25 protein-coding genes, 1 tRNA gene and 1 pseudogene are annotated in these 26,319 nt (G+C 67.2%); 15 read left to right on the top strand and 12 right to left on the bottom strand.

What is annotated here, in order from left to right; translation table 11 throughout:
• Positions 1-60: 60 nt before the first annotated feature.
• The gene (gene helR, locus GOAMI_RS04610; RefSeq protein WP_006435230.1) at positions 61-2,232 is read right to left on the bottom strand and encodes an RNA polymerase recycling motor ATPase HelR; all 2,172 of its coding nucleotides are present in this window, start codon (positions 2,230-2,232) and stop codon (positions 61-63) included.
• A gap of 429 nt (positions 2,233-2,661) precedes the next feature.
• Between helR and GOAMI_RS04605 the strand changes: the two genes are divergently transcribed.
• A complete protein-coding gene (locus GOAMI_RS04605) occupies positions 2,662-3,402 on the top strand; it encodes a hypothetical protein (protein ID WP_006435229.1) in 741 nt (246 codons plus the stop codon).
• Between the two features lie 60 nt (positions 3,403-3,462).
• Complete coding sequence (locus GOAMI_RS04600; protein WP_006435228.1) at positions 3,463-4,116, top strand: putative glycolipid-binding domain-containing protein; 654 nt, start codon at positions 3,463-3,465, stop codon at positions 4,114-4,116.
• Between the two features lie 23 nt (positions 4,117-4,139).
• On the opposite strand, the gene GOAMI_RS04595 is transcribed toward GOAMI_RS04600, so the two are convergent.
• The gene (locus GOAMI_RS04595; protein WP_006435227.1) at positions 4,140-5,114 is read right to left on the bottom strand and encodes a prephenate dehydrogenase; all 975 of its coding nucleotides are present in this window, start codon (positions 5,112-5,114) and stop codon (positions 4,140-4,142) included.
• A gap of 79 nt (positions 5,115-5,193) precedes the next feature.
• Between GOAMI_RS04595 and GOAMI_RS04590 the strand changes: the two genes are divergently transcribed.
• The 5 genes from GOAMI_RS04590 to GOAMI_RS04570 all read left to right on the top strand — a co-directional run bounded on the left by GOAMI_RS04590 (position 5,194) and on the right by GOAMI_RS04570 (position 7,161).
• Positions 5,194-5,736 carry a tRNA adenosine deaminase-associated protein gene (locus tag GOAMI_RS04590; RefSeq protein ID WP_006435226.1) on the top strand — a complete coding sequence of 181 codons (543 nt, stop codon included), beginning with the start codon at positions 5,194-5,196 and terminating at the stop codon, positions 5,734-5,736.
• A 16-nt stretch (positions 5,737-5,752) separates the two neighbouring features.
• A complete protein-coding gene (locus GOAMI_RS04585) occupies positions 5,753-6,217 on the top strand; it encodes a nucleoside deaminase (protein ID WP_006435225.1) in 465 nt (154 codons plus the stop codon).
• Positions 6,218-6,341: 124 nt separating this feature from the next.
• Entirely contained in the window at positions 6,342-6,611 is a 270-nt protein-coding gene (locus GOAMI_RS04580) for a hypothetical protein (RefSeq protein ID WP_006435224.1), read from the top strand.
• Between the two features lie 172 nt (positions 6,612-6,783).
• Positions 6,784-6,993, top strand: coding sequence for a CsbD family protein (locus GOAMI_RS04575; RefSeq protein ID WP_006435223.1), 210 nt, complete (start codon positions 6,784-6,786; stop codon positions 6,991-6,993).
• A gap of 77 nt (positions 6,994-7,070) precedes the next feature.
• Positions 7,071-7,161, top strand: a tRNA-Ser gene (locus tag GOAMI_RS04570).
• A 55-nt stretch (positions 7,162-7,216) separates the two neighbouring features.
• Here the strand turns inward: GOAMI_RS04570 and GOAMI_RS04565 are convergent.
• The gene (locus GOAMI_RS04565; protein WP_247603039.1) at positions 7,217-7,597 is read right to left on the bottom strand and encodes a MarR family winged helix-turn-helix transcriptional regulator; all 381 of its coding nucleotides are present in this window, start codon (positions 7,595-7,597) and stop codon (positions 7,217-7,219) included.
• Here GOAMI_RS04565 and GOAMI_RS04560 point away from each other — a divergent pair.
• Entirely contained in the window at positions 7,581-8,753 is a 1,173-nt protein-coding gene (locus GOAMI_RS04560) for an alpha/beta fold hydrolase (protein ID WP_247603040.1), read from the top strand. The two genes, GOAMI_RS04565 and GOAMI_RS04560, sit on opposite strands and share 17 nt — an antisense overlap.
• Positions 8,750-10,166: pseudogene (locus GOAMI_RS04555) on the top strand (phytoene desaturase family protein). Before GOAMI_RS04560 ends, GOAMI_RS04555 begins: the two are co-directional and overlap by 4 nt.
• 78 nt (positions 10,167-10,244) lie before the next feature.
• Here GOAMI_RS04555 and GOAMI_RS04550 read toward each other — a convergent pair.
• Positions 10,245-11,066, bottom strand: a complete 822-nt coding sequence (locus tag GOAMI_RS04550) for an SDR family oxidoreductase (RefSeq protein WP_006435217.1) — start codon at positions 11,064-11,066, stop codon at positions 10,245-10,247.
• A 176-nt stretch (positions 11,067-11,242) separates the two neighbouring features.
• On the opposite strand from GOAMI_RS04550, the gene GOAMI_RS04545 reads away from it, so the two are divergent.
• On the top strand, positions 11,243-12,145 hold the full coding sequence (locus GOAMI_RS04545; protein ID WP_006435216.1) for a helix-turn-helix transcriptional regulator: 903 nt from the start codon (positions 11,243-11,245) through the stop codon (positions 12,143-12,145).
• A gap of 19 nt (positions 12,146-12,164) precedes the next feature.
• Here GOAMI_RS04545 and GOAMI_RS04540 read toward each other — a convergent pair whose 3' ends face one another.
• The gene (locus GOAMI_RS04540) at positions 12,165-12,635 is read right to left on the bottom strand and encodes a hypothetical protein (protein ID WP_006435215.1); all 471 of its coding nucleotides are present in this window, start codon (positions 12,633-12,635) and stop codon (positions 12,165-12,167) included.
• 362 nt (positions 12,636-12,997) lie between these two features.
• Between GOAMI_RS04540 and GOAMI_RS04535 the strand changes: the two genes are divergently transcribed.
• On the top strand, positions 12,998-14,140 hold the full coding sequence (locus GOAMI_RS04535; protein ID WP_006435214.1) for an acyl-CoA dehydrogenase family protein: 1,143 nt from the start codon (positions 12,998-13,000) through the stop codon (positions 14,138-14,140).
• Positions 14,141-14,173: 33 nt separating this feature from the next.
• On the opposite strand, the gene GOAMI_RS04530 is transcribed toward GOAMI_RS04535, so the two are convergent.
• Positions 14,174-15,919, bottom strand: a complete 1,746-nt coding sequence (locus tag GOAMI_RS04530; protein ID WP_006435213.1) for a DUF3556 domain-containing protein — start codon at positions 15,917-15,919, stop codon at positions 14,174-14,176.
• 137 nt (positions 15,920-16,056) lie between these two features.
• On the opposite strand from GOAMI_RS04530, the gene GOAMI_RS04525 reads away from it, so the two are divergent.
• Positions 16,057-17,016, top strand: coding sequence for a hypothetical protein (locus GOAMI_RS04525; RefSeq protein WP_040004556.1), 960 nt, complete (start codon positions 16,057-16,059; stop codon positions 17,014-17,016).
• A 47-nt stretch (positions 17,017-17,063) separates the two neighbouring features.
• On the opposite strand, the gene GOAMI_RS04520 is transcribed toward GOAMI_RS04525, so the two are convergent.
• On the bottom strand, positions 17,064-17,762 hold the full coding sequence (locus GOAMI_RS04520) for a GNAT family N-acetyltransferase (protein WP_006435211.1): 699 nt from the start codon (positions 17,760-17,762) through the stop codon (positions 17,064-17,066).
• Positions 17,763-17,975: 213 nt separating this feature from the next.
• Between GOAMI_RS04520 and GOAMI_RS04515 the strand changes: the two genes are divergently transcribed.
• Complete coding sequence (locus GOAMI_RS04515) at positions 17,976-18,683, top strand: YoaK family protein (protein ID WP_006435210.1); 708 nt, start codon at positions 17,976-17,978, stop codon at positions 18,681-18,683.
• 92 nt (positions 18,684-18,775) lie between these two features.
• Here the strand turns inward: GOAMI_RS04515 and GOAMI_RS04510 are convergent, their stop codons facing one another.
• The 4 genes from GOAMI_RS04510 to GOAMI_RS04495 all read right to left on the bottom strand — a co-directional run bounded on the left by GOAMI_RS04510 (position 18,776) and on the right by GOAMI_RS04495 (position 22,136).
• Entirely contained in the window at positions 18,776-19,597 is an 822-nt protein-coding gene (locus GOAMI_RS04510) for a universal stress protein (RefSeq protein ID WP_006435209.1), read from the bottom strand.
• Entirely contained in the window at positions 19,594-21,198 is a 1,605-nt protein-coding gene (locus GOAMI_RS04505) for an MFS transporter (protein ID WP_006435208.1), read from the bottom strand. Before GOAMI_RS04505 ends, GOAMI_RS04510 begins: the two co-directional genes overlap by 4 nt.
• A 347-nt stretch (positions 21,199-21,545) precedes the next feature.
• Complete coding sequence (locus GOAMI_RS04500) at positions 21,546-21,770, bottom strand: amphi-Trp domain-containing protein (RefSeq protein ID WP_006435207.1); 225 nt, start codon at positions 21,768-21,770, stop codon at positions 21,546-21,548.
• 39 nt (positions 21,771-21,809) lie between these two features.
• A complete protein-coding gene (locus GOAMI_RS04495; RefSeq protein WP_006435206.1) occupies positions 21,810-22,136 on the bottom strand; it encodes a WXG100 family type VII secretion target in 327 nt (108 codons plus the stop codon).
• A 140-nt stretch (positions 22,137-22,276) separates the two neighbouring features.
• On the opposite strand from GOAMI_RS04495, the gene GOAMI_RS04490 reads away from it, so the two are divergent.
• Both GOAMI_RS04490 and GOAMI_RS04485 read left to right on the top strand, forming a co-directional pair.
• Positions 22,277-22,828 (top strand): LppA family lipoprotein, encoded by a 552-nt coding sequence (locus GOAMI_RS04490; RefSeq protein WP_232513049.1) that lies wholly within the window; start codon positions 22,277-22,279, stop codon positions 22,826-22,828.
• A gap of 52 nt (positions 22,829-22,880) precedes the next feature.
• Positions 22,881-24,515, top strand: a complete 1,635-nt coding sequence (locus GOAMI_RS04485; protein WP_006435204.1) for an alpha/beta hydrolase — start codon at positions 22,881-22,883, stop codon at positions 24,513-24,515.
• On the opposite strand, the gene GOAMI_RS04480 is transcribed toward GOAMI_RS04485, so the two are convergent.
• Positions 24,501-26,282 (bottom strand): penicillin-binding transpeptidase domain-containing protein, encoded by a 1,782-nt coding sequence (locus GOAMI_RS04480; protein WP_006435203.1) that lies wholly within the window; start codon positions 26,280-26,282, stop codon positions 24,501-24,503. The two genes, GOAMI_RS04485 and GOAMI_RS04480, sit on opposite strands and share 15 nt — an antisense overlap.
• Positions 26,283-26,319 lie beyond the last annotated feature (37 nt).

Here is a 26,319-nt window from a genome sequence, read left to right as displayed (position 1 = left end):
GCGTCGTAGTAGCCGACTAGACCCGATAGTCGACGGATCTGCCAGGTCGGACCGGCCCGGCTAACTCAGCACCACCAACTGCTGCGTCGCCCGCGTCATCGCCACATACCGGTCCACGGCGCCTTCGATCCCCTCGCCGAAGGACTCCGGATCGACGAGCACGACGAGATCGAACTCGAGCCCTTTGGCAAGGGTCGGGGTCAGCGACCGAACCCGGTCGGCATCGGCGACATCCGGAGCGCCGATGACGCAGACCAGTCCTTCGTCGTGCGCGGACAACCATTCGTCGACGATTCCGGCGAGTTCCGAGCGATCGCCGTGCCGGACGGGAATCCCCGTGCGGCGCACCGAGGTCGGGACGTTGGCGTCGGGCAGCGCGGTGCGGATGACCGGTTCCGCCTCGGTCATGATCTCCTCGGGGGTGCGGTAATTGATCGTCAACCCCGACATGGTGACGCCGTCGAAGCCGACCCGCTGCAATCTCTCCGACCACGACTCGGTGAATCCGTGGCGGGCCTGGGCGCGATCGCCGACCACCGTGAAGCTCTTCGACGGGCACCGGTGCAGGAGCATCTGCCACTGGGCATCGGTCAGTTCCTGCGCCTCGTCGACGACGATGTGCGCGAACGGACCGGCCAACCGGTCCGGGGTGTCGGTGTCGGCGACGACCCCGTCGTCGAGCGCGTTGCGCAGGTCCTCACCCCGGAGCATGGTCATGAGTCCCTCGCCGTCGTCGTGCACCTGCGCCGCGATGAGGTCCTCGACCACCTGGCTCATCCGCTCGTGCTCGGCGTCGACCGTCGCCCGCCGACGGCGTCTCCGCATGGCGGCTTCGGGGTCGCCGATCCGGCGTCGCGCCGCGTCGAGCAGCGGGAGGTCGGCGTCGGTGCACGCGTCCGGGCGATCGCGCTGCAGGGCACTCACCTGCTCGGGCGTCAGCCACGGCGCGCACCGGCGCAGGTACGCCGGCACCGACCAGAGGTCGCCGACGATTTCCGCCGGCCGCAGAACCGGCCATGCGCGGTTGAACGCGGACGTGAGCTCCGGGTTGGACGCGAGAGCACAACGCAGTGCTCCGAACGGGACGTCATCGTCATGCCGGGCAGCGATGATCGACACGAGTTCCTCCCACACCTCGTCGCGACCGTCGTTGTGCGGCGTCCCCGGCTCGGGCACATCGAATGCCTCCGCCCAGTCCGCTGCGGTGAGAGTGACCTCAGCCCAGGGGGTTTCGACGACGAGCGGCGTCGTCGGTGGTTGTTCGTAGAACGCCACGGCCGGCTCGATCGCCCCGACCATGCCCGCCGACGACTTCAGCCGTGCGACGTGAGCATCGGATTCCGTTGTCGCCGAAGCTCCTTCGACGACCAGATCGGACAGCGTGCACGTCTGTACGCTGCCCTCCCCGAGACTCGGCAACACGTCGGCGACGTAGGCGAGGTACGGGCGGTGCGGACCGACGACGAGGAGTCCGCCGCGATTCCCGGCGAGTCGGGGATCGGCGTACACGAGATACGCGGCCCGATGCAGCGCCACCACCGTCTTGCCCGTTCCGGGACCACCGTCGACGACCAGGGCCCCATGGGAACCGGCGCGGATGATCTCGTCCTGATCGGCAGCGATCGTACCCAGCACATCCCGCATCCGCGGCGAACGGACGGCCGCGAGATCGGCGATGAACGCCGACTGGTCGTCGAGTGCGGCGTGCCGGTCGAGGACCGCCGGGTCGTCGACGAACACCTCATCCCAGTAGTCGGTGATGCGGCCTCGGGTCCATCGGTAGCGGCGTCGGCTCACCAGGCCCGCGGGCTCACGCAGCGTGGCGGCGAAGAACGGAGCTGCCAGCGGGGTACGCCAGTCGACGAGCAACGTCGCACCGTCGGACCCCGTCAGGCCGAGGCGACCGATGTAGAGGACCTCGCCGTCGGTGCCGACGATACGACCCAGGCATGCCTCGAGGCTGAAGCGTTGCAGAGCGCGTACGCGGGAGAGCGTCTGGTGGATCTCCAGATCGCGATCCAGTGCTCGTCGTCCACCACCGCCTTCGGACCGTCGGAGGGCCTCGATCCGGGCGGTGGCGTCGTCGATGCTCTCGGTGAGACTCGCGGCGAGCATGGCCAGGTGGCGCTCGTCGTCCGCGATGAGTACGGGGTCGGCTTTGGCGGACAGCCTCCTCGGGAGGTCGAAGACGCTGCTGGGTTCGGGGACGAGCGGGGCGGGCGACACGGACAAAGCGGCTCCGATTGGGCGATGCGGGTGAGACTCTCGGCAGGTGGGAAGGCGATTCTGCACCCGGTGAGGGGGCTTGCCGCAAGGCCCCCTCCAGCGCTTATGGTGAAGAGGGCAGAACGATCGGCCCAGGCCCGGCTGTCACATGCCCATCTGCTGCACGCCTCCCATCTGTTGCACACCGTTGTCAGATATGTGAGAGTGTCTTCAGTTCACCTGGTGAACGATTTCGGTGGGGTCTGTCAGGGGGCTGCCGCCCCCGTGAACTGGGGGTAGGGGCGGCAGCACGGCCGGACCGGGACCCCATTCGTTCAATCGATTCCACAACGGGTTGCCCACCGCGCGACCAGCATTTCCGGACCGCGCGGGCTCACCGGCACAGAGACCCGCCGTAAGGTCGAAGACAGACAACACTTCGACCGGAGGCCGACGATGGGACAGCCGTACGGCGGACCGAACCGCGACGCCCGCGACCCGCGGGATCGTGGCAGCGATCCGTATGGGCACACACCCGGGCCGCAGCTGTACCCGCCGCTCGGATACGCCCCGGACGGCACCGCCCTGTTCCGGCCCGGCCAGCCCACCAACACCGAGCTGCGCATCGCCGAGCAGGCCGAGCGGGAAGAGGCGCGTGCCGCCGCCCGATCCGCGGCCGTATCGGACGACGAGTCACGCATCACGAAGGTCTCCACCTCGACGCTCATCGTGTGTCTCGGACTCGTCGTGCTGGTGGCCGTCGCGATAGTCGGGTTCAGCGGGATTTTTCGGAACGAACCCACCGAACTGCCCCTCGCCGACCCGCCGACCACCATCGACGTTCCGCTTCCGCGCACATTCGAACCACCGCAACTGACTCCCGACGATCCCGGCCGGCCCGTGCCCGGCGGACCCGACGAACGCGTCAATCCCCTGGACAAACCGGTGACCTACGACGTCGCCATCGACGGTCAGGCCACCATCCTCTACGTCGACGCGATGGGTCTGAGGTCGGAGTTCGCGCCATCCAATCCTTGGAGTGTCCAGTTCACCGGTGGGGACAATCCGTTGCGTCTCCTGGTGATCGCCGGGACCGGGAGCGGCGCCAAGTGTTCGATCAAGGTCGACGGCAAAGTGGTGGTGGAGGACACGGTGACGGCGTCGTCGGCCCGACGCACCGCCTCGTGTATCGCGTGACCGGCGGAGATTCGCGCCGCCACGTCGTCCATCTGGTCGAGTGACCAGCACGTCCGATGTGTGATCGGCGGGTCGGCTCGCTACCGTAGTCGTGTGAGTTCTCCGCAGACAGCCCCCGAGGGTGAGCAGTCGTCCGCCGCCACGGACGAGTTCAAGACCGTGCTGACGTGGCGTGGCGAGGACACCGACCGACTCGAACAGGTCCGCCTGGTCGTCTCCGGCGCACGCGTGAAGGCCTATGGCCGGATCATCGCCGCCGCGACCGACGACCACGAGCCGTTCTCCGCGTCGTACGAGTTACAGACCACCGACACCGGCATCACCAGACGTCTCACGGTGCACCTCATCTGCGGCGACACGGGGGAGACCCAGTTCGGAATCACCCGCGACAACGAGGGCACCTGGCTCATCCGTCGCCCTGACGGAGAGATCATCCAATCGGACTTCGAGGGTGCCGAGGACGTCGACCTCGCGCTGTCGCCCATGTTCAACGCGCTCCCGTTGCGCCGCATGGGGATCACGCCGGCCGACGGCACCGTCGAGGTACCCGTCATGTACATGTACCTGCCCAGCGGTGAGGTGAAGCCGGCCACGATGTCCTACACCGCCACCGCGGACGGCGTCGACCTGGTGTCGCCGCTGGCCACCACGACCATCACCCTCGACGACAACGACTTCGTCGCCGACTACCCGGGACTCGCCCGCCGGGTCTAGCCCACTCAGACCTTGCGGTAGGCCTAGCCCACCCACACCCGGCCCTGATGCGCCTGGCGGCGGAGTTCCTCCTGCCAACCCGGCTCGCCGATCGTCACTCCACTGATGGGCTCCGGGCTACCGTCGTGCAGTCGTTCGTACGCGGTGCGTGCTCGATGTCCGTCGTCGACCAGGACCTCGGCCGTCCCGTGATCACGCAACTCGTCGCGCGCGGCGATCAGACGGTCGATGGTCTCGCTGAGAACGTTGAGGACGGCGATGCTGTTGGCCTCGATCATCGCCCGCTGCAGCGCGGGTGCCGTTCCGGCGACCCGGGTGCCGTCGCGGAAGCTGCCGGCGGCCAGGCGTAGGGCGAGGTCGCTCTCGCCGGCGCCCACCGCGGCGGTCGCGGCCGCCGTCAGATGCGGCATGTGGGAGATCGCGGCGACGGCACGGTCGTGCGCATCGGGAGCCACGGGCACCACCAGCGACCCCGCCAGCCGTGCGATCGACGCAACGGCCAGCCAGTCGTCGGCGACGGTGTGATCGGTCGTGGTGACCGCCCACATCGCATCCCGGAACAGTGTCGGATCGGTTGCCGGCCACCCGGACCGACTGGTCCCCGCCATCGGATGCCCGCCGACGTAGCGCGCGCCGGGGTGTGCCCGCGCGATCACCTTCTCCACTTCCTGCTTGACGCTGATCACGTCGGTCAGCAGAGCGCCAGGTGCGTGTTCGGCGATGTCCGACACGATGGGTTCGATGGTCGTCACCGGGGTCGCCAGGACGATGACGGCTTCCGTCTCGGCCGCACGGCGCAAGGTGGCGACGAGATCCGTCGACGCCTGGTATCCGTCGGAGGTTGCTGCGTCGACGGTCGCCGACGACCGGTTGTAACCGAACGTCTCGTGCCCGGCGTCGTGCAGAACCCGCAACAGCGAGCCGCCGATCAGACCCAGGCCAAGCACGCACACCGGCGTCGAGGGCGCAGAACGCGAGGACGACGAGTCAGCAGTCACGCTGACAACGTTCCCATACCTCGATCTCCGCTCGTTCCGGGACTTGGGACTGCAGCTGATAGAGGCTACGGTTTGCTGCATGGCCGGTGCCGGATATGGGAAGTCGGGTTCGAACACGCAGGACGTGGAAGAGGACATCGACGGTTTCGCTGTTGCGGTGGTGCGCGACGAGAGCGGATGGAAAGTCACTGCGCTCAAGCCGTCGGCGCTCTCTGATCTCGAGGACGCCGAGCGACAACTTCGCGAGCTCCGTTCGGCCGGCGCCGTGTTCGGGCTGCTCGACGTCGACGACGAGTTCTTCGTCATCGTCCGGCCCGCGCCGTCGGGTGCGCGGCTGCTGCTCTCCGACGCGACCGCGGCGGTCGACTACGACGTCGCGGCCGACGTCCTCGACGCCCTGAACCTCGACGTGCCCGACATCGACCCGGACGAGCTCGACACCGTCGAACCGTGGGAAGAGGGCGACCTGGCGGTCCTGGCCGACCTGGGCCTGCCCGACGCGGTCATGAGCGTCATCGTCGGCGACACCGACCTCTACGCGGATGAACAGCTCGGCATGATCGCCGCCCGGCTCGGCTTCGCCGATGAACTGGGCAAGGTTCTCGACTCACTCGGCCACTGACCGGCGCCGGCGCACGATGAGTGCCCCCGCCTGGGAGAACATGGTGCGCGCGGCACTCGACGCCGCCTCGTCGTCGGGAACCGACGACGTCCCGATCGGTGCCGTGGTCTTCGACCCCGAGGGCGTCGAACTGGCGCGCGCGGCCAATCGTCGGGAAGCAGACGGCGATCCGACGGCGCACGCCGAGGTGCTCGCCCTGCGTGCCGCAGCCCGCGCCTTCGGTGACGGTTGGCGACTCCCCGGCTGCACGATCGCGGTGACGGTCGAACCGTGCACGATGTGTGCCGGCGCCATCACGCTGTCCCGCGTCGACGCGCTGGTGTTCGGCGCGTGGGAACCCAAGACCGGGGCCGTCGGGTCCCTGTGGGACGTCGTGCGAGACCCGCGACTCACCCACCGCCCCCAGGTGAAAGGCGGCGTCCTCGAGGCCGAGTGCCGCGCGCTGATGGTCGATTTCTTCGCGACACGGAGAGCGCGCTGAACACCACTCTCAGGGATGTGAGACGAAAAGATCGGTGAGATCGCAGGGTCGCGACCGGTGGTCGGTACCGCGCTGCTCTGGCAGATTGGAGATCGAGTCCCGACCCGATCCTCGAGGAGTAGCCATGTCCGACCCGGCCGACAAGGTCACCGCAGCATTCGACACCGCCAAGGCCAAGATCAACGAACTGGCCGAGAGTGGCAAGGTGCAGGAGGCACTGGGCACCGCCCGCGACAAGATCGACGAACTGGTCGAGAGCAAGCAGGTCCAGGATGCGCTGGGCACCGCGAAGGACAAGCTGGGCGAGCTCGCCGAGAACGAGAAGGTCCAGGAGGTCGTCACCACCGCCAAGGACAAGATCACCGAGGTGGCCCAGAAGTTCAACAGTCGTTGATCTGACGTCTGACCTGGAGTTCTGCACGGAGTCGCCGGTCTGTGGCACCGTGGAACGCAGGAGTCAGCTCCTGCATGGCGACGCTCGCGTCGAGCCACCGGCGCGGGTAGATCGCCGAGTTCTTCCACCTCGGCCGGCATCCGGCCGTGCCGAACCTCATCGAGGAGGCTTCATGGGAACCACTGACGACGCCAAGAACAAAGCCGAAGAGTTGAAGGGCCGCGGCAAGGAAGCCGCCGGCAGCCTCACCGACGATCAGGATCTGAAGAACGAGGGCAAGGGCGATCAGGCCCAGGCCCAGGGGAAGCAGAAGATCACCGAGGCCGCCGACGCCGTGAAGGGCAAGGTCGACGACGTCAAGGACAAGCTGACCGGCCACTGATTGCCCGCTGTACCCGGTTTGATCGCTCTGACCAGCTGATTTAAGACTCGCCGCCCCGCTGCGGTACAGTCTTTCGCGGTGGCGTGTCCGAGCGGCCGAAGGTGCAGCACTCGAAATGCTGTGTGCGGTAACCCCGTACCGAGGGTTCAAATCCCTCCGCCACCGCCAGAGATGGCCCCCGTCGTGTAGACGGGGGCCATCTTGCTTCTCGGATGCTGCTTCGTCAGCTGCCGGCGATGTCGTCCCGCAGCGTACGGAGGGCCTCTTCGGTCTCGGCGGCACGGTCGGCGCCGACTGCGGATTCCCACCGGACCCGGATCCGTTCGAACGCCGAGCTCCCGATCGCGATCGCCTCCCGGCCCCGGGTGGTGATCCTCAGGCTCTTGCGGCGCGCGTCGTCTGTGTCGGCAGCACGTTCGACGTAACCCAGGCCTTCGAGGGTCGTGATGGTCTTGGCGGCGGCCTGACGGGAGACGCCGAGGCGACGGGCCAGGGAGGCGGCGGTGCCCGCCCCGTCGTCGATGGCCTCCATGGCGAGCTCATTCGAGACCGTGAGCCCGGCGTGGCCGGCCGCGGTCAGCTCCTCGATGACCTCGCGCGTCATCGCATCGAAGGTCTCGACCAGCATTCGCGCGAACTGCGCACCATGGGAAACGTCCACGTCGGGAGATTACTGCTCACCCACCCTATTGACAACCCGGTTGTCAGGTTCTAGGTTATTGACAACCCGGTTGCCAATAAAACGGCTTGTCATGAGTGTGAATACCCGAAGTGTGGCCAGGGCCACGATCCCCGGCGTGGAACACCACGTAGCGCACGTGAACGGAACGACGCTGCACCATGTTTCGGCGGGAAGCGGTGGCTCGCCCATCCTCCTGGTTCATGGCTTCCCGGAATCATGGTGGACGTTCCACCGACTGATTCCGTTGCTGGCGAGGCGTCACCGGGTGTTCGCCGTCGATCTCCGTGGCTTCGGCGACTCCGCGGTCGCGGATGACGACCACGACAGCGCGACGGCGTCGGATGATCTGCGCCAACTCATCCGGCACCTCGATGTGGGCCCGATGCATGTTCTGGGACAGGATATTTCGGGTGGAGCGGTCTACCGGTTGGCAACGGAACATCCCGGTCTCGTGCGCAGTCTGATCGCGGTCGAGATGGGTCTGGCCGGGTTCGGCCTGGAGGGGCTCGGGGACGTGACCCGAGGCGGTTCGTGGCACATCGGTACGTTGGCCGCGCCGGGCATCGCCGACTTGCTCTTCGGCGGGCGCGAACGGGAAGTGCTGGAGCAGTGGGCGTTCCCGACGATGACAACCGTGCCGGGGGCGGTTGACGAAACGGACATCGCCGAGTTCGTGCGGGTCTTCGCCCGAGACGGGGGCTGGCGCGGGGCGGCGGGCCTGTATCGGTCCATGCTCGCCGAGGGAGAAGAGTTCCGCGACCGGGCCTCGGTGCCGTTGACCATGCCGATGCTCGCTGTCGGGACCTCCGGCGGAGCTTTCACCGCTCAGACGCTCGCTCAGATTTCGGGCGGACCTCTGTCCACGATCGAGTTCGAGGCGGTCGGACGTCACGTCGCGCTCGAGGCTCCGGATCGCCTCGCTGCAGCGATCGTCGACTTCCTGGACGGCGTCGACCGGAGTCTCGACGTTGACGCCCGTCATCGGGTCACCGATTCTGAGGTGGTGAGTGAATGGCGGATGCGACCCGACGACTGTGGCGCGTCGCCGGTCCCGGAGAGAGGTCAGGGGAGTCGGTGACCACTGCAGTCGTGGTCGGCGGTGGTCCCAACGGGCTCGCCGCCGCCCTTCACCTCGCCCGGTCCGGAGTGCAGGTTCAGGTGCTGGAGGCCGCGGACACGGTCGGGGGTGGCGCACGGTCCGGGGAGCTGACGGTGCCCGGCCTCATCCACGATCATTGTTCGGCGTTCCATCCTCTCGGGGTGGGGTCGCCGTTCTGGGCCGAGGTCGGACTCGAGAAGTACGGGCTGGTGTGGAAGTGGCCGGAGATCGACTGTGCCCACCCGCTCGACTCCGGTGAAGCCGGACTCCTGTACCAGTCGATCACCGAGACCGCCGCTGGTCTCGGCGTCGACGGGGCCCGCTGGCGGTCGATGTTCGGCGATCTGGCCGAACACTTCGACGACCTGGGTGAAGATCTCCTCGGGCCGATCGTCGGCATCCCCGGACACCCGATCCGGTTGGCCGCCTTCGGTCCTCGAGCCGTACTTCCGGCCACCGTGCTGGCCCGCTGGTTTCGCACCGAACGCGCACGGGCCCTCTACGGGGGGATCGCCGCGCACCTGTTCTCCCGCCTCGACCGGCCGCTGACCGCATCGCTCGGCCTGATGATCGCCGCGAGCGGGCACCGATACGGATGGCCGGTGGCAGAGGGCGGTTCCGGCGCCATCACCGCCGCGGTGTCGGCTGCGCTGCTCGAGGCCGGCGGCAAGATCGAGACCGGAGTCCGGGTCAGCTCCCGCGCCGACATCCCGCCCGCCCGCCGACCTCGTCCTCCTGGATCTGTCACCGTCACAGGTGCTTTCGATATACGGCGACGCCATGCCTGCGCGGATTCGCCGCTCCTACCGGAGATACCGCGTCGGCTCGTCCGCATTCAAGGTCGACTTCGCCGTCGACGGTGACATCCCGTGGACCAATCCGGAGTGTGTGCGGGCCGGAACCGTTCACCTCGGCGGCGGCTTCGGCGAGATCGCGTATACGGAGAAGCAACGTGCCGCCGGGGTCATGCCGTCGCGGCCGTTCGTCCTGCTCGGTCAGCAGTACGTCGCCGATCCCACCCGCAGTGCGGGCGGAATCAACCCGATCTATGCCTACGCCCACGTCCCCGGCGGTTTCGACGGCGACGCCACCGACCAGATCGTCTCGCAGATCGAGAGATTCGCGCCGGGCTTTCGTGATCGGATCGTCGCCACGGCGAGTACGGGGACCGAAGCCCTGCACCAGAAGAACGCCAACTTCGGGGCCGGTGACATCATCGGTGGCGCCAACGACGGCCTGCAGATGGTCCTGCGGCCTCGCCTCGCGATCGACCCGTACGCGATCGGTGTTCCGGGCGTGCACATCTGCTCGCAGGCCAGCCCGCCGGGCGCCGGTATCCACGGGCTGTGCGGGTATCACGCCGCCGAGTCGGCGCTGCGCTCACTCCGGTGACGGCCGAATCGCCACCTCCGTGGGAATCCCGCTGGGCAGCTGCGATTCTGGACGTGAGGTGGCGATTCCGGGTGCCGGTCAGTCACACGCGGTGGCAGCGGATGCCGCACGCAACGGAGCGATCTCCTTCTCGATGCGTTCGGTGATCGCCACCCGTCGGTCGAGTGCGTCCTGGCCCACCGGAAGATGCAGGGGCAGTGGATCGTCCGACGACACGATCCGGTGGATGAACGCGGCACCCTTGACCGGGTCGCCGAGCTGGGAATGGTTGGTCTCCTCGGCCCACTCGAGAGTCGCGTGTGCGGGCGTACCGTCGTATGCGGCAACCTGATTCGCCGGCAACTGTAGCGAGCTGGCATCGAGGAAATCGGTGCGGAACACGCCGGGTTCGACGACCGTGCTCTGGATTCCGAACGGCGCTAGTTCACCGGCGAGGGATTCGCTGATACCCGCGACCGCGAACTTGGTCGCCGAATAGAGTGCGACGCCGGGCTCGCCCTCGAAGCCGCCGCGCGACCCGATGTGGACGAGCTTGCCCCGGCCGGCCGCGCGCATCAGTGGTACGACCGCACGGGTGACGTTGAGGAGCCCGAAGACGTTGACGTCGAACACCGACCGCGCCTCGGCATCGGTGATCTCCTCCACGGCGCCGAGGAGGCCGCGTCCGGCATTGTTGACGAGGACGTCGACGGTTCCGAACCGCTCCATCACGGACGCGACTGCGGTCGCGACCTGGCCGATGTCGGTGACGTCGAGAGGTACCGGCAACACATCGGGGTGGTTGCGGACGTCGTCGGGGATGGAGTCGGTGCGTCGTGCGCAGACCGCGACGTGGTCGCCGGCCTGCAGGGCGGCTCGTGTGATCTCGAGGCCCAGTCCGCGGCCCGCTCCGGTGATCATCTAGACAGACATGTTCGTGTACTCACTTCCTGTTGGGGTGGTGGTGAATCGCCGTCGAGGCGATGACATCCATCGTCACGACCCGGCAGCCATCGGTGAAGAGAGAGTTCTTCCTGGGACAAACTGGGCCACCCTCACCCTTTGACGCAGGTCAGACGAGTCCGCAGGATGGGAACATGGCCGATCAACTCGAACCGTCACTCGCCGATTTCCTTCGCGCGGCCCGCGGTCGGCTGTCACCGGACGCCGCCGGGATAGCCGAGGTGGGACGTCGCAGGGTCAACGGCCTGCGTCGTGAGGAACTGGCGATGCTCGCCGGAGTGAGCGTCGACTACTACACGCGGCTGGAACAGGGGCGGAGCAAGAGTGCGTCGCTGGAGGTCCTCGACGCACTCGCCGACGCACTGCAACTCGACGACAGTGAACGCAACCACCTGCACACGATCGCCCGTCGCGAACCGACTCGCCGACGCCGTGCCGACAAGCCGCAGCGTCTCCACGCGTCGACGCTCGAACTGCTCGAGACCTTCGACGCCGCACTGCAACCAGCGTTCGTACTCGGGCGCCGCCTGGATGTGCTGGGCCACAACCGACTCGCCGGACTCCTGGTCGCCGATTTCGAGAACCGGCCTGCGGCAGAACGCAATCAGGCCCGATTCGTCTTTCTCGACCCCCACGCGCGCGACCTGTACGTCGACTGGGACGGCGTCGCCGCGGACACCGCTGCCATGTTGCGCATGGATGCGGGCAAGCATCCCGACGATCCGCGGCTCGGCGCTCTGGTGGGTGAACTGTCCATCCACAGCCCGGAATTCGTCAAGCTGTGGTCGCGCAACCGCGTGCATGAGCGGAGCGTCGGCACCAAGCGGTACCACCATCCGGTGGTGGGTGATCTGACGGTCTCCTACCAAGCCCTGAGCCCGGGCGACGATCCCGAGCAGACGATCTTCGTCTACCGGACCGAGCCGGAGTCCGCGTCCCGGCATGCGCTGCAGCTGTTGTCCCGGATCGCCGACGAACCGTCGGCGGCGACTGCGTCGGAGTCGACGGTCCCGCAGATCCCCGATGGGAACGCCTGAGCGGGCGCCGGGGGCGAGGTCAGCCGATCCCGATCGTGCGTCCCGATGGCGCGGTGCGCAGCGCCGACCCGACGGGAGAGAGTGCCACGGCGATGGTGCCGGTCACCACCAGATGTGACGGGACCTCGGCGTGCAGGGTACGGCGGTGCCGGGACAGGTCGACGATGGTGATGTCCATCATCGAGCCACCAGAACCTGCTCCGGGGAAAGCGATGTCGAGAATCGACGAGTGCAACGGGAGAGCCGCATCGATGGAGACGACGGCGCGCCCATGGGAGACGACCACCGAGGTCATCCGGGTCACCAGCGTCGGATGCCACTGCGACGGGTCGCACGAGGACTGGCACAAGGGGAGTCCCTCGGCGTCGAGGTAGAACGCGACCTTGCGCCTCAGGGATTCCTCACGCAGTGAGACCTCGCCGGCGAGGACGTCGTCGCCGGCGGCACAGAGCTCGGCTCCCCAAGTGGTTGCATCGAAGATCCTGGTCACAACTGACCCCTCTCGGCGAAGGCTGGTGTGCTCACAGTGTGACCGATTTCGGATCGTTCTGCATCGCGACGCGTCGGAAAGATATTGGACAGCAGTCGATTTGAGCATCCGAAGGCGGGGGAAGGCGCGCGCGGGACCCGGCGTCGATTCGACGCGCACGACGATCGGGCACGGGGGCCGCTGATCTCGGCGTGTGCATCCGATCATGACGTACGACTCCCGGTTGCGCACCTCGGACACGCCGCGGCCTGATCGCCCGCGTTCTCCCGTACACGAGGCGCGGCGATGCGCGGTGCGCCAACCGTTACATCGTTCAATGTTACGATCGGCGTCGACGGTCCCGCGACGAAAGGCTGACCCCTGTGACTGAACGTTCCCCCTGGGAGGACGACGACATCAGCGCTTTGCGTGAACTGGCGCGAAGCTTCTGCGAGAAAGAGATCAAGCCGAACACCGAGAAGTTCATCGAGCAGCACCATGTCGATCGCGACCTGTGGCTCAAGGCCGGTGAACTGGGGCTTCTGTGTATGTCCATCCCCGAGCAGTACGGCGGCGGCGGGGGCACGTTCGCGCACGAGGCGGTGCTCATCGAGGAGCAGGCCGGCGTGGCCGACAGCTCATGGGGCGTCAGCCTCCACAACGGCATCGTTGCGCATTACCTCCTCGCGTACGGATCCGAGGAGCAGAAGTCGACGTGGCTCCCCAAGATGGCCAGCGGGGAGGTCGTGGGCGCCATCGCCATGACGGAACCGGGTACCGGCTCCGACCTACAGAACGTCAAGACCAGGGCGATCCGCGACGGTGACGACTACGTCATCGACGGCTCGAAGACCTTCATCACCAACGGCGGCCAGGCCGACCTCATCATCGTCGTCGCCAAGACGGACTCGTCCGAGGGTGCCAAGGGCATCTCCCTGATCCTCGTCGAATCCAGCCGGCAGGGGTTCCGTCGCGGACGGGTCCTCGACAAGATCGGGCAGCGCGGACAGGACACATCGGAGCTGTTCTTCGACGGCGTCCGGGTGCCGACGTCGAACCTGCTCGGTGAGCAGGAAGGTCAGGGGTTCATCCAGCTGATGCAGCAGTTGCCACAGGAGCGGCTGATCATCGCGGTCGCCTCGGTGGCCGGCATGGAGAAGGCCGTCTCCGAGACGATCGCCTACACCAAGGAGCGCGAGGCATTCGGCCGGCCTGTCTTCAGTTTCCAGAACACCAAGTTCAAACTCGCCGAAGCGGCCACCGAGGCACGGATAGCGCGTGTCTTCGTCGACGACTGCATCGTGAAGCACATCGACGGAAAGCTCGACATCCCCACGGTCGCAATGGCGAAATGGTGGACGAGCGACCGGGCGATGGCGGTCGCCGACGAATGCCTCCAGCTGTTCGGCGGCTACGGATACATGAACGAGTACCCGATCGCCCGCCTGTGGGCGGACAACCGCGTGCAGAAGATCTACGCGGGAACCAACGAGATCATGAAGGAGATCATCGCCCGCACCCTGTGAGTCCGGGACCGGTCGCGCCGACGGCAGGCGGCCTCAGGCAGGATCAGTGCGGCCACCATCGGCGCGCCATGTCACTGTCGTCGGGACCTCGTCGTCCCACGGCTGGCGGGTGACGAGATCGGCGACCCGGACGTAGCCCTTCTCGAAGACGCCGATCGCCGGGTCGATCAGGCGGTACTCCTGCGTCTGACGATGAATCGGCTGGGCGTCGAGCAGGACGATCCGCACCTCGCCCGGCTCGAATCGGCAACGGCGCTGGAGTGATTCGATGAGCTGCTCGTTGGAGAGGTGGCCGTCGCCGAAGTTCCAGCCCATCGCGGTGCTGCAGATCCGTTCGCCGTCGGTGAGTACGTACTGTTCCTCGGGGGTTCCACTCATGGCGCGATGTGCGAGCGTGAAGAGTGCGCGGCCGTGACTGTTGGAGGAGCGGAACGCATATCCCATGTAGAGGGGGATCTGGGCGGCTTCGGGACTGCCGTAGAACCGTTCGAGTTGGGCCGCCGGCATCGACGCGATGGCCACGATGCCCGCTTCGATCTTCGCCGACGCCGACGGCTTGATGCACCACAGTCCGGTGTCCCAGTTGCCCGCGTAGTACCGCATGCCGGGCAGGAAGGACACCTTGCGCGGCATCAGGTTCCCGACGACCACCGTCGTCGCCGACACCGCGAACAGTAGTAGCGGGCACGGGGATTCGAGGTCGGTGAGCCCGATGCCCGGGTGGCCGACGAAGATCGCGAGGATGCCGAACATCATGAAGACGTTCCACTCCAGCGGGACTCCCATCGGGATCGACGACAGGATGCCGAAGTGGAAGACGAGCATGATCGCGGCGGCGATCCCGCCGACCCACCCGCCGTGCGAGAAGAACAGCACGATCGGGACGAGTCCTTCGACGGCCGTGGAGAAGTGGGCGATCCAACGGGACCGGCGTCCGGGTCGGAGGTCTTCGGGGAAGTCCTCGAAGAACTTGCGTTTGATCTTCGGCGACCGCCAGATCGGGTTGTTGGACATCATCGTCGCGATGACGAAGGGGAAATGCTTGTTCAGTTTCGACGTCGCCGCGCCGAGCCAGATGCACAGGAACAAGAGTTGGGCGCCGATGATCATGTCGACGCCGCCGAACAGGAACGTCACCGTCAGCGCGCCGTACACCTCGCCGCGTGCGGCCAGGAAGACCGTCTTGTCCCGGAGTCCGATCGCGGCGAGGAGTCCGAGGATCGTCCAGATCTGCCACGCGGGAAGGACGCCGACGGTGGTGTCGAGTTCGGGGACGGCGCCCGAACCGGGGCTGAACAGGGCGATCAGCACGACGACGATCAGCGCGCCGTAGAGCAGGACGTCGACGGGGGTCCTGGCGTCACCCGCGGTCAGTGGGATCCGGGGCCACGGGGGCTGACGGATCGTCCCGGGGCGCAACCAGTAGAGGATCGAGCCGAAGGGCGGGAAGAAGCGGTTGTTCAGCGGGCCGAACCCGCAGCCGAAACCCACCACCTCGAAGAGCGTCGTGTAGAGCACGACCTTCTGGAAGACGATCGGCTCGTTGTACCAGGCGGTGACGTCGAGGAAGCCGTCGATGCCCGGCGTCGTGATGACGATCGTCCAGCCGATCAGGATGAAGGCGAGGATCTTGCCGACATAGAACAGGTGCAGTGCCACCGGGGTCCCGAACCCGACCTCGGCCCAATGTCGCGCCATGGGCCGGATCTTCTCCGCGCGTGTGCCCTGGCTCCAGGTCGGGAAGTCGATGTCGGGAGTGGTCTGTTTCAGGAATCCCATCGTTGCCGAACGTAACAAACCAAGCGATTGCTTGGGGCGAGATCGGTGGTGTGGCCTGGCTGTGGCCGACATCCTCGCGTGGTAGATGCCAGTCGCGAACAGGCCACGTAAGCGTCGCCGAGTGGTTCACTGGAAGCATGATGTTCGTCGCCGGGGCCGTCTTCGTGGTGGTGGTCGTGGTGGCTCTCGACCTGCTGATGTCGTTGGCCGTCGGCGCGTTCTCGGCGATGTTCACCGGGATGAGAGACGACCGCGCGCGGCGTCGAGCCGAGCGGAACGACTCCCCGGTCGAGGCGTCGCACGTCGCTGTTCGACCGTCGACCGATGCACTGGGCGAACTCGCCGACGAGCTGCGGTTGGCCCAGGCCGCGCGGTGGGCGTCGTGTCAGTCGGTACAGCGCCGAATCGAGGGGCAGTGGACCCGCAGCCCGGCGGGTGGCGCGAACGACTACCTCGTCCTTGCTCTCGATCTCTGGCACAACCGGAGTCCGGGCAACTCCGATCCGGACGAGGCGGGCCAGGCGGAACCTCGCGACCGGCTCGGGGACTGGACCGAACTCGCACAACTCAACAAGGATCGCATCGGGAAGATCGTCTGGACCACGGCGCTCGTCGCCGACAGCGTCAGCCGTTATCCGGCGTGGAAGCTGGACTTCTTCGACCGGCATTCCGTGCGCGTCGACCTGGTCGGAGAGGCCACCGCGATCACGACCGCAGCGGCCGGGCTGCGCGACCAGCTGGCCATCCTCGGTGACGCGCCCGCGGGACATCTCGGCGTCGACGACGAGGTGATCGCGACGTTCGCGGAGAAGTCGAGGCTGCTGTCCGGTCGGCTTGACGGCCTCGTCGCGCGGGTCGAGGCATTCGCCGAGTACGAGCAGATCGTCGCCCGCATCCAACAGCGTCAGGACAAGCAGTCCTGGCTCGAGCGGGTCAGTGCCATAGACGAATTCGAGCACGTGGTCGACGCGGAACGGGACCGCGCGGAGAGTGACCGCGTGCGCAACCTCGCCGACGAGTCCGGTGTTCTGGCCGCGATCTACCTGGACGAGATCGCGCCGCTGGCGAAGTCGCTGAAACAAAGTGATGCCGCGTAGCGCGTCACCTGCTCCCTGAGGAGTGCCCGGAGCTTGCGGAGCGCACGTCACGAAGGGGCCAGCATCACCTGGAACAGCACTTCCGCGCGGATCTCGAAACCCAGTTGCTCGTACAGGCGGATGGCGTTCACGTTGGTCGCGTCCGCGTGAAGTATCGGGGTGGCGCCACGCTGTCGAATGCCGTGGGCGAGGGCGAGAACCAGTCGTGACGCAAGTCCTTCGCCGCGGTGCGCGGGATCGGTGCAGACCGCGCTGATCTCGGTGTAACCCGGTAGGGCGAGTCGTTCGCCACCCATCGCGACGAGCCGCCCACCGCGCCGGATGCCGAGGTAGGTGCCCATCTCAATGGTGCGCGGACGGAACGGTCCGGGACGTGTGCGCCGGACGAGGTCGATCATCTCCGGTACGTCGCCCGCGGCCAGGGGGACCGCCTCGGCGTCGGGTTCCGCGGACACGCCTGCGTCGATCATCTGCACCCCGGGTCGACGCATGGTCGTCTGCCATTCCGCCGGTGGGGCGTCGGCGACGACGGGGATGAAGAGAGAACCGCCGGGGCCGACCAGTCGGGCGGCGTCGGCCCAGTCGCCGGGGGTCGGGTCGTCCGGCAGGGCCGCCATCGGGCAGACATCGGGGTGGTACCGCAGCGCGGTGCCGACACGTTCGGCGAACCGCGCATGGGGGCCGGTGAGGGCAGCACGTGCCGGGTTGCCGAGCTGCCGGTGGCCGGAACGCTCTGTACCGCTCATGGATTCGTCGACGCTTCCGACCACACGACGACGATACCCGGCCGTGCGCCGACCACGATGACCGCGAGCGCTCGGGATGTAAACGCACACGCGGGAACCGGACTCGCCGGACATCCGGCTGCTCGCCGCCTTACGATCGGAGCGACCGAACAGTGCTGGTCACGACGATCTGCCGTGCGTCGACGGCGAGATCCAGGGCCGAAGGAGCCGCGCTTGACCACGAGTGACAGTTCCCCCGGCGCTGACCGGGAAGCGGCCCGAGACCTCGCGTTGATGCTCGTGCTGACGTTCGCGACCGGCGTCGTCGACGCCGGCGGTTTCCTCGGTCTCGACACCGTGTTCCTGGGGAACATGACCGGGAACGTCCTGATCCTCGGGATGGGTGCTGCCGGCGCCGACGGACTGCCGGTGTTCTCCGTGGCGCTCGCCCTCGTCGCGTTCATCCTCGGCGCCGGGTTGGCGAGCCTGTTCCTACGGTCGGATCGGCGTGGGTGGAGTCCGCGGTTGACCGCTGTGCTTGCGGTGTCGGCGTCGCTGGTCGCCGGTACCGCGGTCATCATCTGGGCACAGTCGACGGAGCATGTGGCAGCGATGTTCGCCGTCGGGATGACCGCGTGCGCGATGGGCATGCAGGCTGCGGCGGCGCGCAACATCGGTGTCGCCGACGTGACGACCGTCGTCGTGACGTCGACGATCACCGCATGGGCGATCGACATGTTCGCACGGCCCGGTCGCGCGACGATCGTGAACCGTCGATCCGCGGCCATCGTGTCAATCCTGTTGGGCGCCTTGGTCGGAGCGCTGCTGGTCAAGGTCGCGCTGTGGTCGGTGTTCGCGGTCGCCGCGGTCATCAGCGCGGTCGTCGTGGTGTGCGGATACGTGCTTGCGTCGGCAGGTGCTGGTGAGCAGGCGGGCGTCTGATCAGGTTGCGTTCTGTCCCGGGTCGCGGGCATAAACGCAACCTGATCCCGGCGGAGTGCCTCCGCAGGTGGGCTGATCCGAACTCTCGGAAGTCAGGACGCGGAGTGATCGACCACCGCGATCGGGTGTCGCGCCGCGTGATGGGCGGCGCGGGTCACCGAGGTGGTCCAGACCGGGAAGGCGGTACCGGCGCGCGGTCGGGTGATCACCAAAAGTGACGCCTGCGGCACGGCTTCGGCGAGCGAGCGATGGGGATCGCCGTTGACGAGCTGAACGTTGACGGGGCAGTCCGGGTACTGCCGCCGCCACGGGTCCAGGAGGGTGTCGGCGCGCGCGTACGCATCGGAGATCTGTTCTGGCGCAGCGTCGTCGGGTATCGCGCAGATGATGGTCACCCGCTGGCCGATGTCGCGTGCCCGCTCGAAGGCGGTCTTGATGGCCTGATCCGACGGCGCGTCGACGTCGACCGCCACGACGACCGGGCCGTCGAAGCACACATTGCCGAAAGGCACGGTGACGACGGGGCATTTCGACCGTGCGGTGAGAATCGCACTGACGCTTCCGGAGGTGAGTCGTTCCAGCCAGTTCGCGCGGTGGTGCCCCAGGACCAGCAGGTCCACGTGCTCCGACACCTGCAGCAGCAACGGGACCGGGAGCTCTGGCCTGACGAGCGTGTCCACCCGTAGCTGCAAATGGTCGGCGCGAAGGGAATTCGCGACCGCGTCCGCCCGGGCGAGCGCGGCATCGCGAATGTTCTCGATGTCGAACTCGGCCAGGCCCTGTGCGGCGCCCGCAGGAGCGTATCCGTGGACGAGCAGCAGCCGCCCGCCGCGACGGACGGCAGCCGCCGCACCCCATCGTGCGGCGGCTTCCGACTCCTGGCTGTGGTCGAGCCCGACCGCGATCGTCTTCATCGCGGACTGGTGTCCTCTGTGGTCAGTGCGGCCGCGGCGGCCTCGGCCCGGCGCTCCTCATCGCTGCTCATCGTCTTGAGGGCGACCTCCTTGATGAAACAGATGGCGACGAGGCTGAGCGCCGCCATGATTCCGGCGACCAGGAAGATGCGGGCCGTGCCATCACCGTACGCGCCGCGGACGATATCGGCGATCGGGCCGGGCAACTCGTTCAGGTTCGACAAGCCGGCCTGCGAGCCGCCGGTCTGCCCGGCGTTGATGCCGACTGCACTCAGCCCCTGCGCGATGAGGTCGGAGACATGGCTGGACAGGACCGCACCCAGCACCGACACACCCGACGCGCCGCCGAGCGAACGGAAGAACGTGACGGTCGAGGTGGCCGCACCCAGGTTCGCGGGGCTGACGTTGTTCTGGACCGCCAGCACCAGGTTCTGCATCGTCATACCCATACCGATACCGAGGACGAACAGGTACACACCCAGAATCCTCATGTCGGTGTGCGCGTCGATCGTGGCCAGCAGTCCGAAGCCGACCGTCATCAGCGCCGCACCGGCGACGAGGTAGACCTTCCAGCGTCCGAAGCGGGTGATCATCTGTCCGGAGATGGTCGCCGAGACCATCGAGCCGATGATCATCGGGAGTGTGAGCAGGCCCGCCGCGGTCGGCGAGTAGCCGCGGGCGACCTGGAAGTACTGACCCAGGAACACCGCACCACCGAAGAGGGCGACACCGACGGCGACGCTTGCCAGCGTGGCCAGCGTCGTCGTGCGATCGCGGAACAGATGCAACGGGATGATGGGGCTGCTCACCCGCGACTCGACGAACACCGCGGCCGCCAGCAGCACCAGCCCCAGCGCGACGAGTGCGTAGGACGCCGCCGACGCCCAGTCGAAGCTCTTCCCGGCGAGGGTCACCCAGATCAGCAGAATGCTGACACCCGCGGCGATGAGGACAGCGCCGCCGTAGTCGATGCTGACCTTCTTGCGGATCACGGGGAGGTTCAGCGTGCGCTGGATGACCAGCAGTGCCGCGACGGCGAGCGGCACGCAGACGTAGAAGGTCCAGCGCCAGCCGAGCCAACTGGTGTCGACTATCAGCCCGCCGATCAGCGGACCTGCAACCGTGGCGACCGACATCACCGCGGCCATCGGACCCTGGTAGCGACCGCGCTCACGCGGGCTGAACATGGTTGCCACCACGATGACGACCAACGCCTGCAAACCGCCCAGACCCAGACCCTGGATCACACGGAACCCGATGAGCATGTCGACGGACTGCGAGGTCCCGGCGAGGACGGATCCGATGGTGAACAGGGCCAGTGACATCTGCACCAGCAGCTTCTTGCTCACCAGATCCGCGAACTTGCCCCAGATCGGGGTGGTGGCGGTCGACGCCAGGAGGGTCGCGACGACCACCCAGGTGTACTGGTTCTGTGTGCCGTGCAGATCGGTGATGATCGTCGGCAGTGCATTGGAGACGATGGTCGAGGACAGGAAGGCGACGAACATCCCCAGCAGGAGGCCGACCAGTGCCTCGATTCGCTGGCGATGGGTCATCGGGATGTCCTCGACCTCCACCGGCCCGGCGGCGGGTGCGCTCATACTCTGATACCTCCGCGGTACGCGTCCGCGTGCTGCCGGCGATGTTCGCGCACGTGGACGGCAAATTGTTGAAAGCTGCAACTAAAGGCAGACGTGAAGGTTGTAACACGCAACTAAGCGGGATTGTTCCTGCTGTGTTCGACGCCTCAGTCGCGGGGCATTTGTTCTGACGACGAGGATCGCCGACTCCGAGCGGGTCGGTTCGACGCTCCTCGACGCGAGCGCGCAGGTCGACGATTACGCGTTGGGCGGCGCGGTGTGGGTACTGGCGTCGTCGAGCCGATCGGCGAGAGGCATCACCGAGGACTGGACCGAATCCGACCGGGCATCGGCGGTCGGGAGCGGGGCTACCAGGAGATCTCGATCTCGATCTCGGATTCCTTCTCGCCGCGCTCGAACTCGACCTTGAGCTTGACCTGCGGGGGGACGTCGATTCGCACGGTCTTGTTGTTGGCGACGAACGACACCTCATTGTGCCGGGCGATCGCATCGGCGAGGTCGCGAAGCCGCTGGGCCGCTTCTTCGCGGGTCAGCGTGGTCTTGGTCTTGTGCTCGAACAGTTCGTCGCCCATGCGTTTCATCTGAGCCGATGACACGCCGGCGGTCAAGGTTCAGAGGTTCAAAAGACGGGAATCTCCAGCGGTCGCGGCGATCTCCCGACCACTGGCGGCGTCGGTGCGTTCGTACTGTGCGGCTGCAGCCCGGGTGCTCTGCTCGAGGTCCGCGAGCTTCTGCAACAGGTCTCTGGTGAATCGGTCCGAGCGGTCCACGAACTCGTCGAAGCCCGCGGACGCCATGGTCGACCAGCCGCGACCGCACGAGGCCACCGCCGCATCGCTGCTCTTGAGATGGGTCTCCGCAAGGTCGGCGGTCGTCGTGATGGTTCGGGCGGAGTGCCACAGAACTTCGGGATCGACCTCTGACTCGTGAGCAGACATACCGGCACCCCCGTGCGTTGAAGTATGTTTCTGGTGCAGGTAGCAGGCTACCCGCAGAGCCGGTCGGGGGTTACGTGATGCGTGCGGGATGGGTTGCGGTGGTACTCGCGGCCGTTCTGTGTGGAGGGGGGTGCTCCGCGGTGGACGAAGCGACGTTCGGACCGTCGGACGACGTGTCCGCGGCGAGAGTGGCGGAGTTGAACGGGCAGCTTCGCGGGCTACCGAGCCTGGAAGCGACCCTGGATGATTTCCGCGCCATGCGGGAGGCGATCGTCGAGCAGGTCGAGGTGATCGCGCCCGGCGTGAGGTTCGAATCGACCAATCCGCCGGACAACCTGTTCCCGGACTACCGGAACCCCTGCTCGGGCGAGTGGCTGGAGACCGACGGCAGGACCGTCCAGCTCGACCGTCGGACATCCCCGGTGCCGATCAGCGAAGAGCAGTGGCCCCGAGCCGTGGAGATCGTGCGTTCTGCCGCTGCCGCGGCGGGGTTGACGAACGAGACGTGGACACGAAATCAGCCGGGTGACCGAGAGGTCCGGTTCTCCGACGACGAGAACGGTTCCGTCAAGTTCGGCACCTTCGAGGCAGCGCTACTGTCGATCCGGACGCCGTGCAGGCTCCCCGCCGGCCCCGCGGAAGCGGTGACTCCGCCGGCCGCGGACGGATCGAACGCCTCGTCGCCGGGCTGACTCCACGGATCTTGCCCGAATCGACGCCTGGGACACCGGCGCGCTCGACACGATGGCCGACTCCCTCGCGAAACGCGTGACGACCGTCGGCGAGATCGAGGGTGCGCTACGGACAGCCGGCGAGCTGCCGGGCTGGTTCGGCGATGCGGCCGACGCCGCCCGACAGCTGTACGCGGTCACGGTCGATGACCTCCGCGACGAAGCCGCAGTCCTCGGTGCGGCCCGGCAGCTCGCCGTCGAGACCTCCTCGGCGGTCAAACACCTCCAAGGCCGACTCGCCGGTCTACGGGTGCAGGCCGCGGATGCGTCGATGACCATCCACGACGACGGGTCCGTGACCGCCGCACCGACACCCGACCCGGAGGACGACGAAGCGCGGGAGGACCTGCGGAAGGCACTGGAGACCGCGGTGAAGGCACTCATCACCCAGGCAACCGATGTCGACGCCGATGCCGCGCGGGTGTTCGACGCCATCCGCGACGGCAAGATCACCGCGAACGATGCCGGGAGCATGGAAGAGGCGACGAAGGCGGGGGCTGGACAGGGCGGGCTCACCCCTCTCGAACCGCCGGCGGGCAAGTCGCCCGACGAGGTGAATGCCTACTGGGACGCGCTGGCTCCCGAGCAACAGCAGGAGCTGTTACGCGACCGACCGGATCTGCTGGGCAACGTCGACGGCATCCCGTCGCCGATCAGACATGCTGCGAACGTCGCCCGGCTCGACGACGTGCTGAGACAGCTCGAGGATCGTCGGGATCAGCTCACGAGGCAGATCAGGTTCGGCGGCCTCTTCACCAACGAGGACGCCGAACTCGAACAGGTCGGGAAGAAGATCCGGGATGTGCAGACGCTGCAGGAGTTGATGGCCGACAACGAGTGGAGCCCGTCGAATCTGAATGGTCGGATGCTGCTGGTGATGGACATGTTCTCCGGGGAGCAGGGCAAGGCGGCGATCTCCATCGGCAATCCCGATGATGCCGACCATGTCTCGGTCACGACGCCGGGACTGAACACGAACATCCGGAACAGCTTCGGATCCATGCTGGGTGAGTCGGCAGCTCTGCGCGACGAAACGCTCGACGAGCTCCAGCGCGCCGGACGCGGACACGAGAGGGTCGCCACCGTCTCGTGGCTCGATTTCGAACCGCCGGACTCCGACGGCAGCCGTCCGTCCGGATGGTCGTGGCTGGAAGTGGCGCAACAGGATCGGGCGAGCGACGGTGCGCCGGAACTGGCGAACTTCTACCGTGCGATCGATGCGACGTCGAACAAGGCGGACCCGCACATCGTCGCACTCGGGCACTCCTACAGGTCGCTGACGCAAGGACTGGCGCTGCAGACCCCCGGCGGACATCCGGTCGACGATGCCGTTTTCTACGGCTCTCCGGGATTCGAGGCGAACGACGAACCCGAGCTGGGGCTCGAGGACGGTCACGGGTTCGTCATGCAGGGCGAGAGCGACAGCATCTCGTACGGTCAGTCCCTCGGGCCCGTCGGCCCCAACGGTCCGCGGCCAACCTCGACCGACCTCGTGCAACTCGAAGTCGACGATCGAACCACCGCCGACGGTGTGGAGCGGCAAGGCGCGTTCGGGCATGCCGACTATCCCCGCGACGGGAACAACGGTGAGCTACGCGTGTCCGGCTATCTGATGGCCCGGATACTGGCCGGCCTATCCGCCGAATGACCGCAGCGGACGCAGGAACTCGCCGCTGACCTGCACGGCGGGCGCCGACGACCCGCCGCCGACGACGAGCGTCGCGAAGGCGAGGTCGCCGACGATACCGGCGAACCACCCGTGTGGGTTCTTGTTGTCACCGTACTCGGCGGTGCCGGTCTTGCCGCCCAGGTCGGGGATGTCCTGCAACGCGGTGGCGGTACCGCGGGTCACGGTGTCGCGCATCATGCTTCGCAGTGCACGGACCACGTCGTCGGGAATCTGTTCGGGTTCGGTGTCGCCGGTGGTGCGCTGTCCCTCGACCAGCGTGGGCGTGACGGTCTCACCCCGCGCGAGACTCGCTTCGGCCAGCGCCAGACCGAACGGGCTGACGGTCACCGTGCCCTGACCGATTCCGTTCTCCACGCGCAGGGCAGGGGTGTCGGCCACGGGCACTCGTCCGGTGACGGTGGTCAGGCCCGGGACCGTGTAGTCGGCGCCGATGCCGAATCGGCGGGCCATCGTGGTCAACCCGTCGGCGGGGAGTCTGTTCGCGAGAGCTCCCATGGTCGTGTTGCACGAGCGGGAGAAAGCTGTTGGCAGCGCGACGGTTCCGAGGTCGAAGTCGTCCTCGTTGGGGATGGTTCGTCCCTCGATCGTCGTGCGCCCGGGACAGGGAACCTGCGACGTCGGCTGCACCACCCCGGCGGCCAATGCCGCTGCGGTGGTGATGGTCTTGAAGGTCGATCCCGGCGGGTACAAGCCGGTGAGGGAGACCGCGCCGGACCTGTCGGCGGCGTCGTTCTGGGCGACGGCGACGATCCCGCCGGTCGACGGGGAGATGGCGACGATCATCGCGGGACGTCGTTCACCGTCGACGGCGCGTTGTGCCCGGGTCTGGATGTCTCGGTCGATGGAGGTGCGTATCGGCGGCGTGGTGCCCGGTTGCGCGGAGTCCACGAGATGCGTTGGAGTGCCGTCGTTGTCGACGATCTGGATCGACCAGCCGGCCGTGGCGTCGATCGCGCCACGCCAGATGTCCTCGAGTCCCGACATCGCGGGCGAATGGAGGTCCCTGGTGGCACTGAGGAGCGCACCCTGCTCGGTGTTCGTCACGCCGGCGGTCGACTCGACGCTGCGCCGGACACGTTCGAGATCTGCTTCACGCAGCCTGATCACGGTCTGACGCGGGGCGTTGTTGCCGTCGAAGAGCTTGCGGATCCCGGCCGCCGTCATCGACGGTTCGACCGGTCGCAGCGCACGGGCCAACGTCTCGGCCGAAGCGAGTTGTGCCCGTTCGAGACTGATCAACGTCACCGGCTGCCACGTCATCAGCGGGCGCGCATTGGTATCGAGAACCGGTGTGCGGTAGGCGCGGTCGTCGCTGTACGAGAAGGACTGTCCCGCGCGGAGTTGCCGGTGCATGACCGATGGTTGCCACCGGACGCGCCAGCCCGAATCCGTCTCGGCGAGAACGACCGACGTCTGGTAGGCCGTATTGGTGTTTCGGATCTGCCACTGATGGTCGAGCGTTCCGGTGACCTTCTTGTCGTCGACGAGGTCGGCGGCGACCGACAGTTTCGGGGTGGAGCCCATACCGTCGAAGATCGACCGGATCGTCGTGCGAGCCGTCGTCGGGTCGTCGGTGAGCCCGGCGGCCGCGTCGACATCTCCTCGCTGCAGTGCGTCCGCGAACGACTGCAACGTGTCCTCCGGCGAGTCCTTCGACAGGAAACACCCCGACAACGTGCCGACCAGCACCGCGAGAACACTCAGGATCACCAACAACCGACGCATGTGGCCAGACAACCGACCCGAGCCTCCCCACGCAAGG

Origin of the sequence: Gordonia amicalis NBRC 100051 = JCM 11271 (genome assembly GCF_000332995.1) — a bacterium.
Classification (GTDB): domain Bacteria; phylum Actinomycetota; class Actinomycetes; order Mycobacteriales; family Mycobacteriaceae; genus Gordonia; species Gordonia amicalis.
The sequence above is the reverse complement of the archived record's forward strand: the minus strand, read 5'-3'. Positions and strand labels throughout refer to the sequence as shown.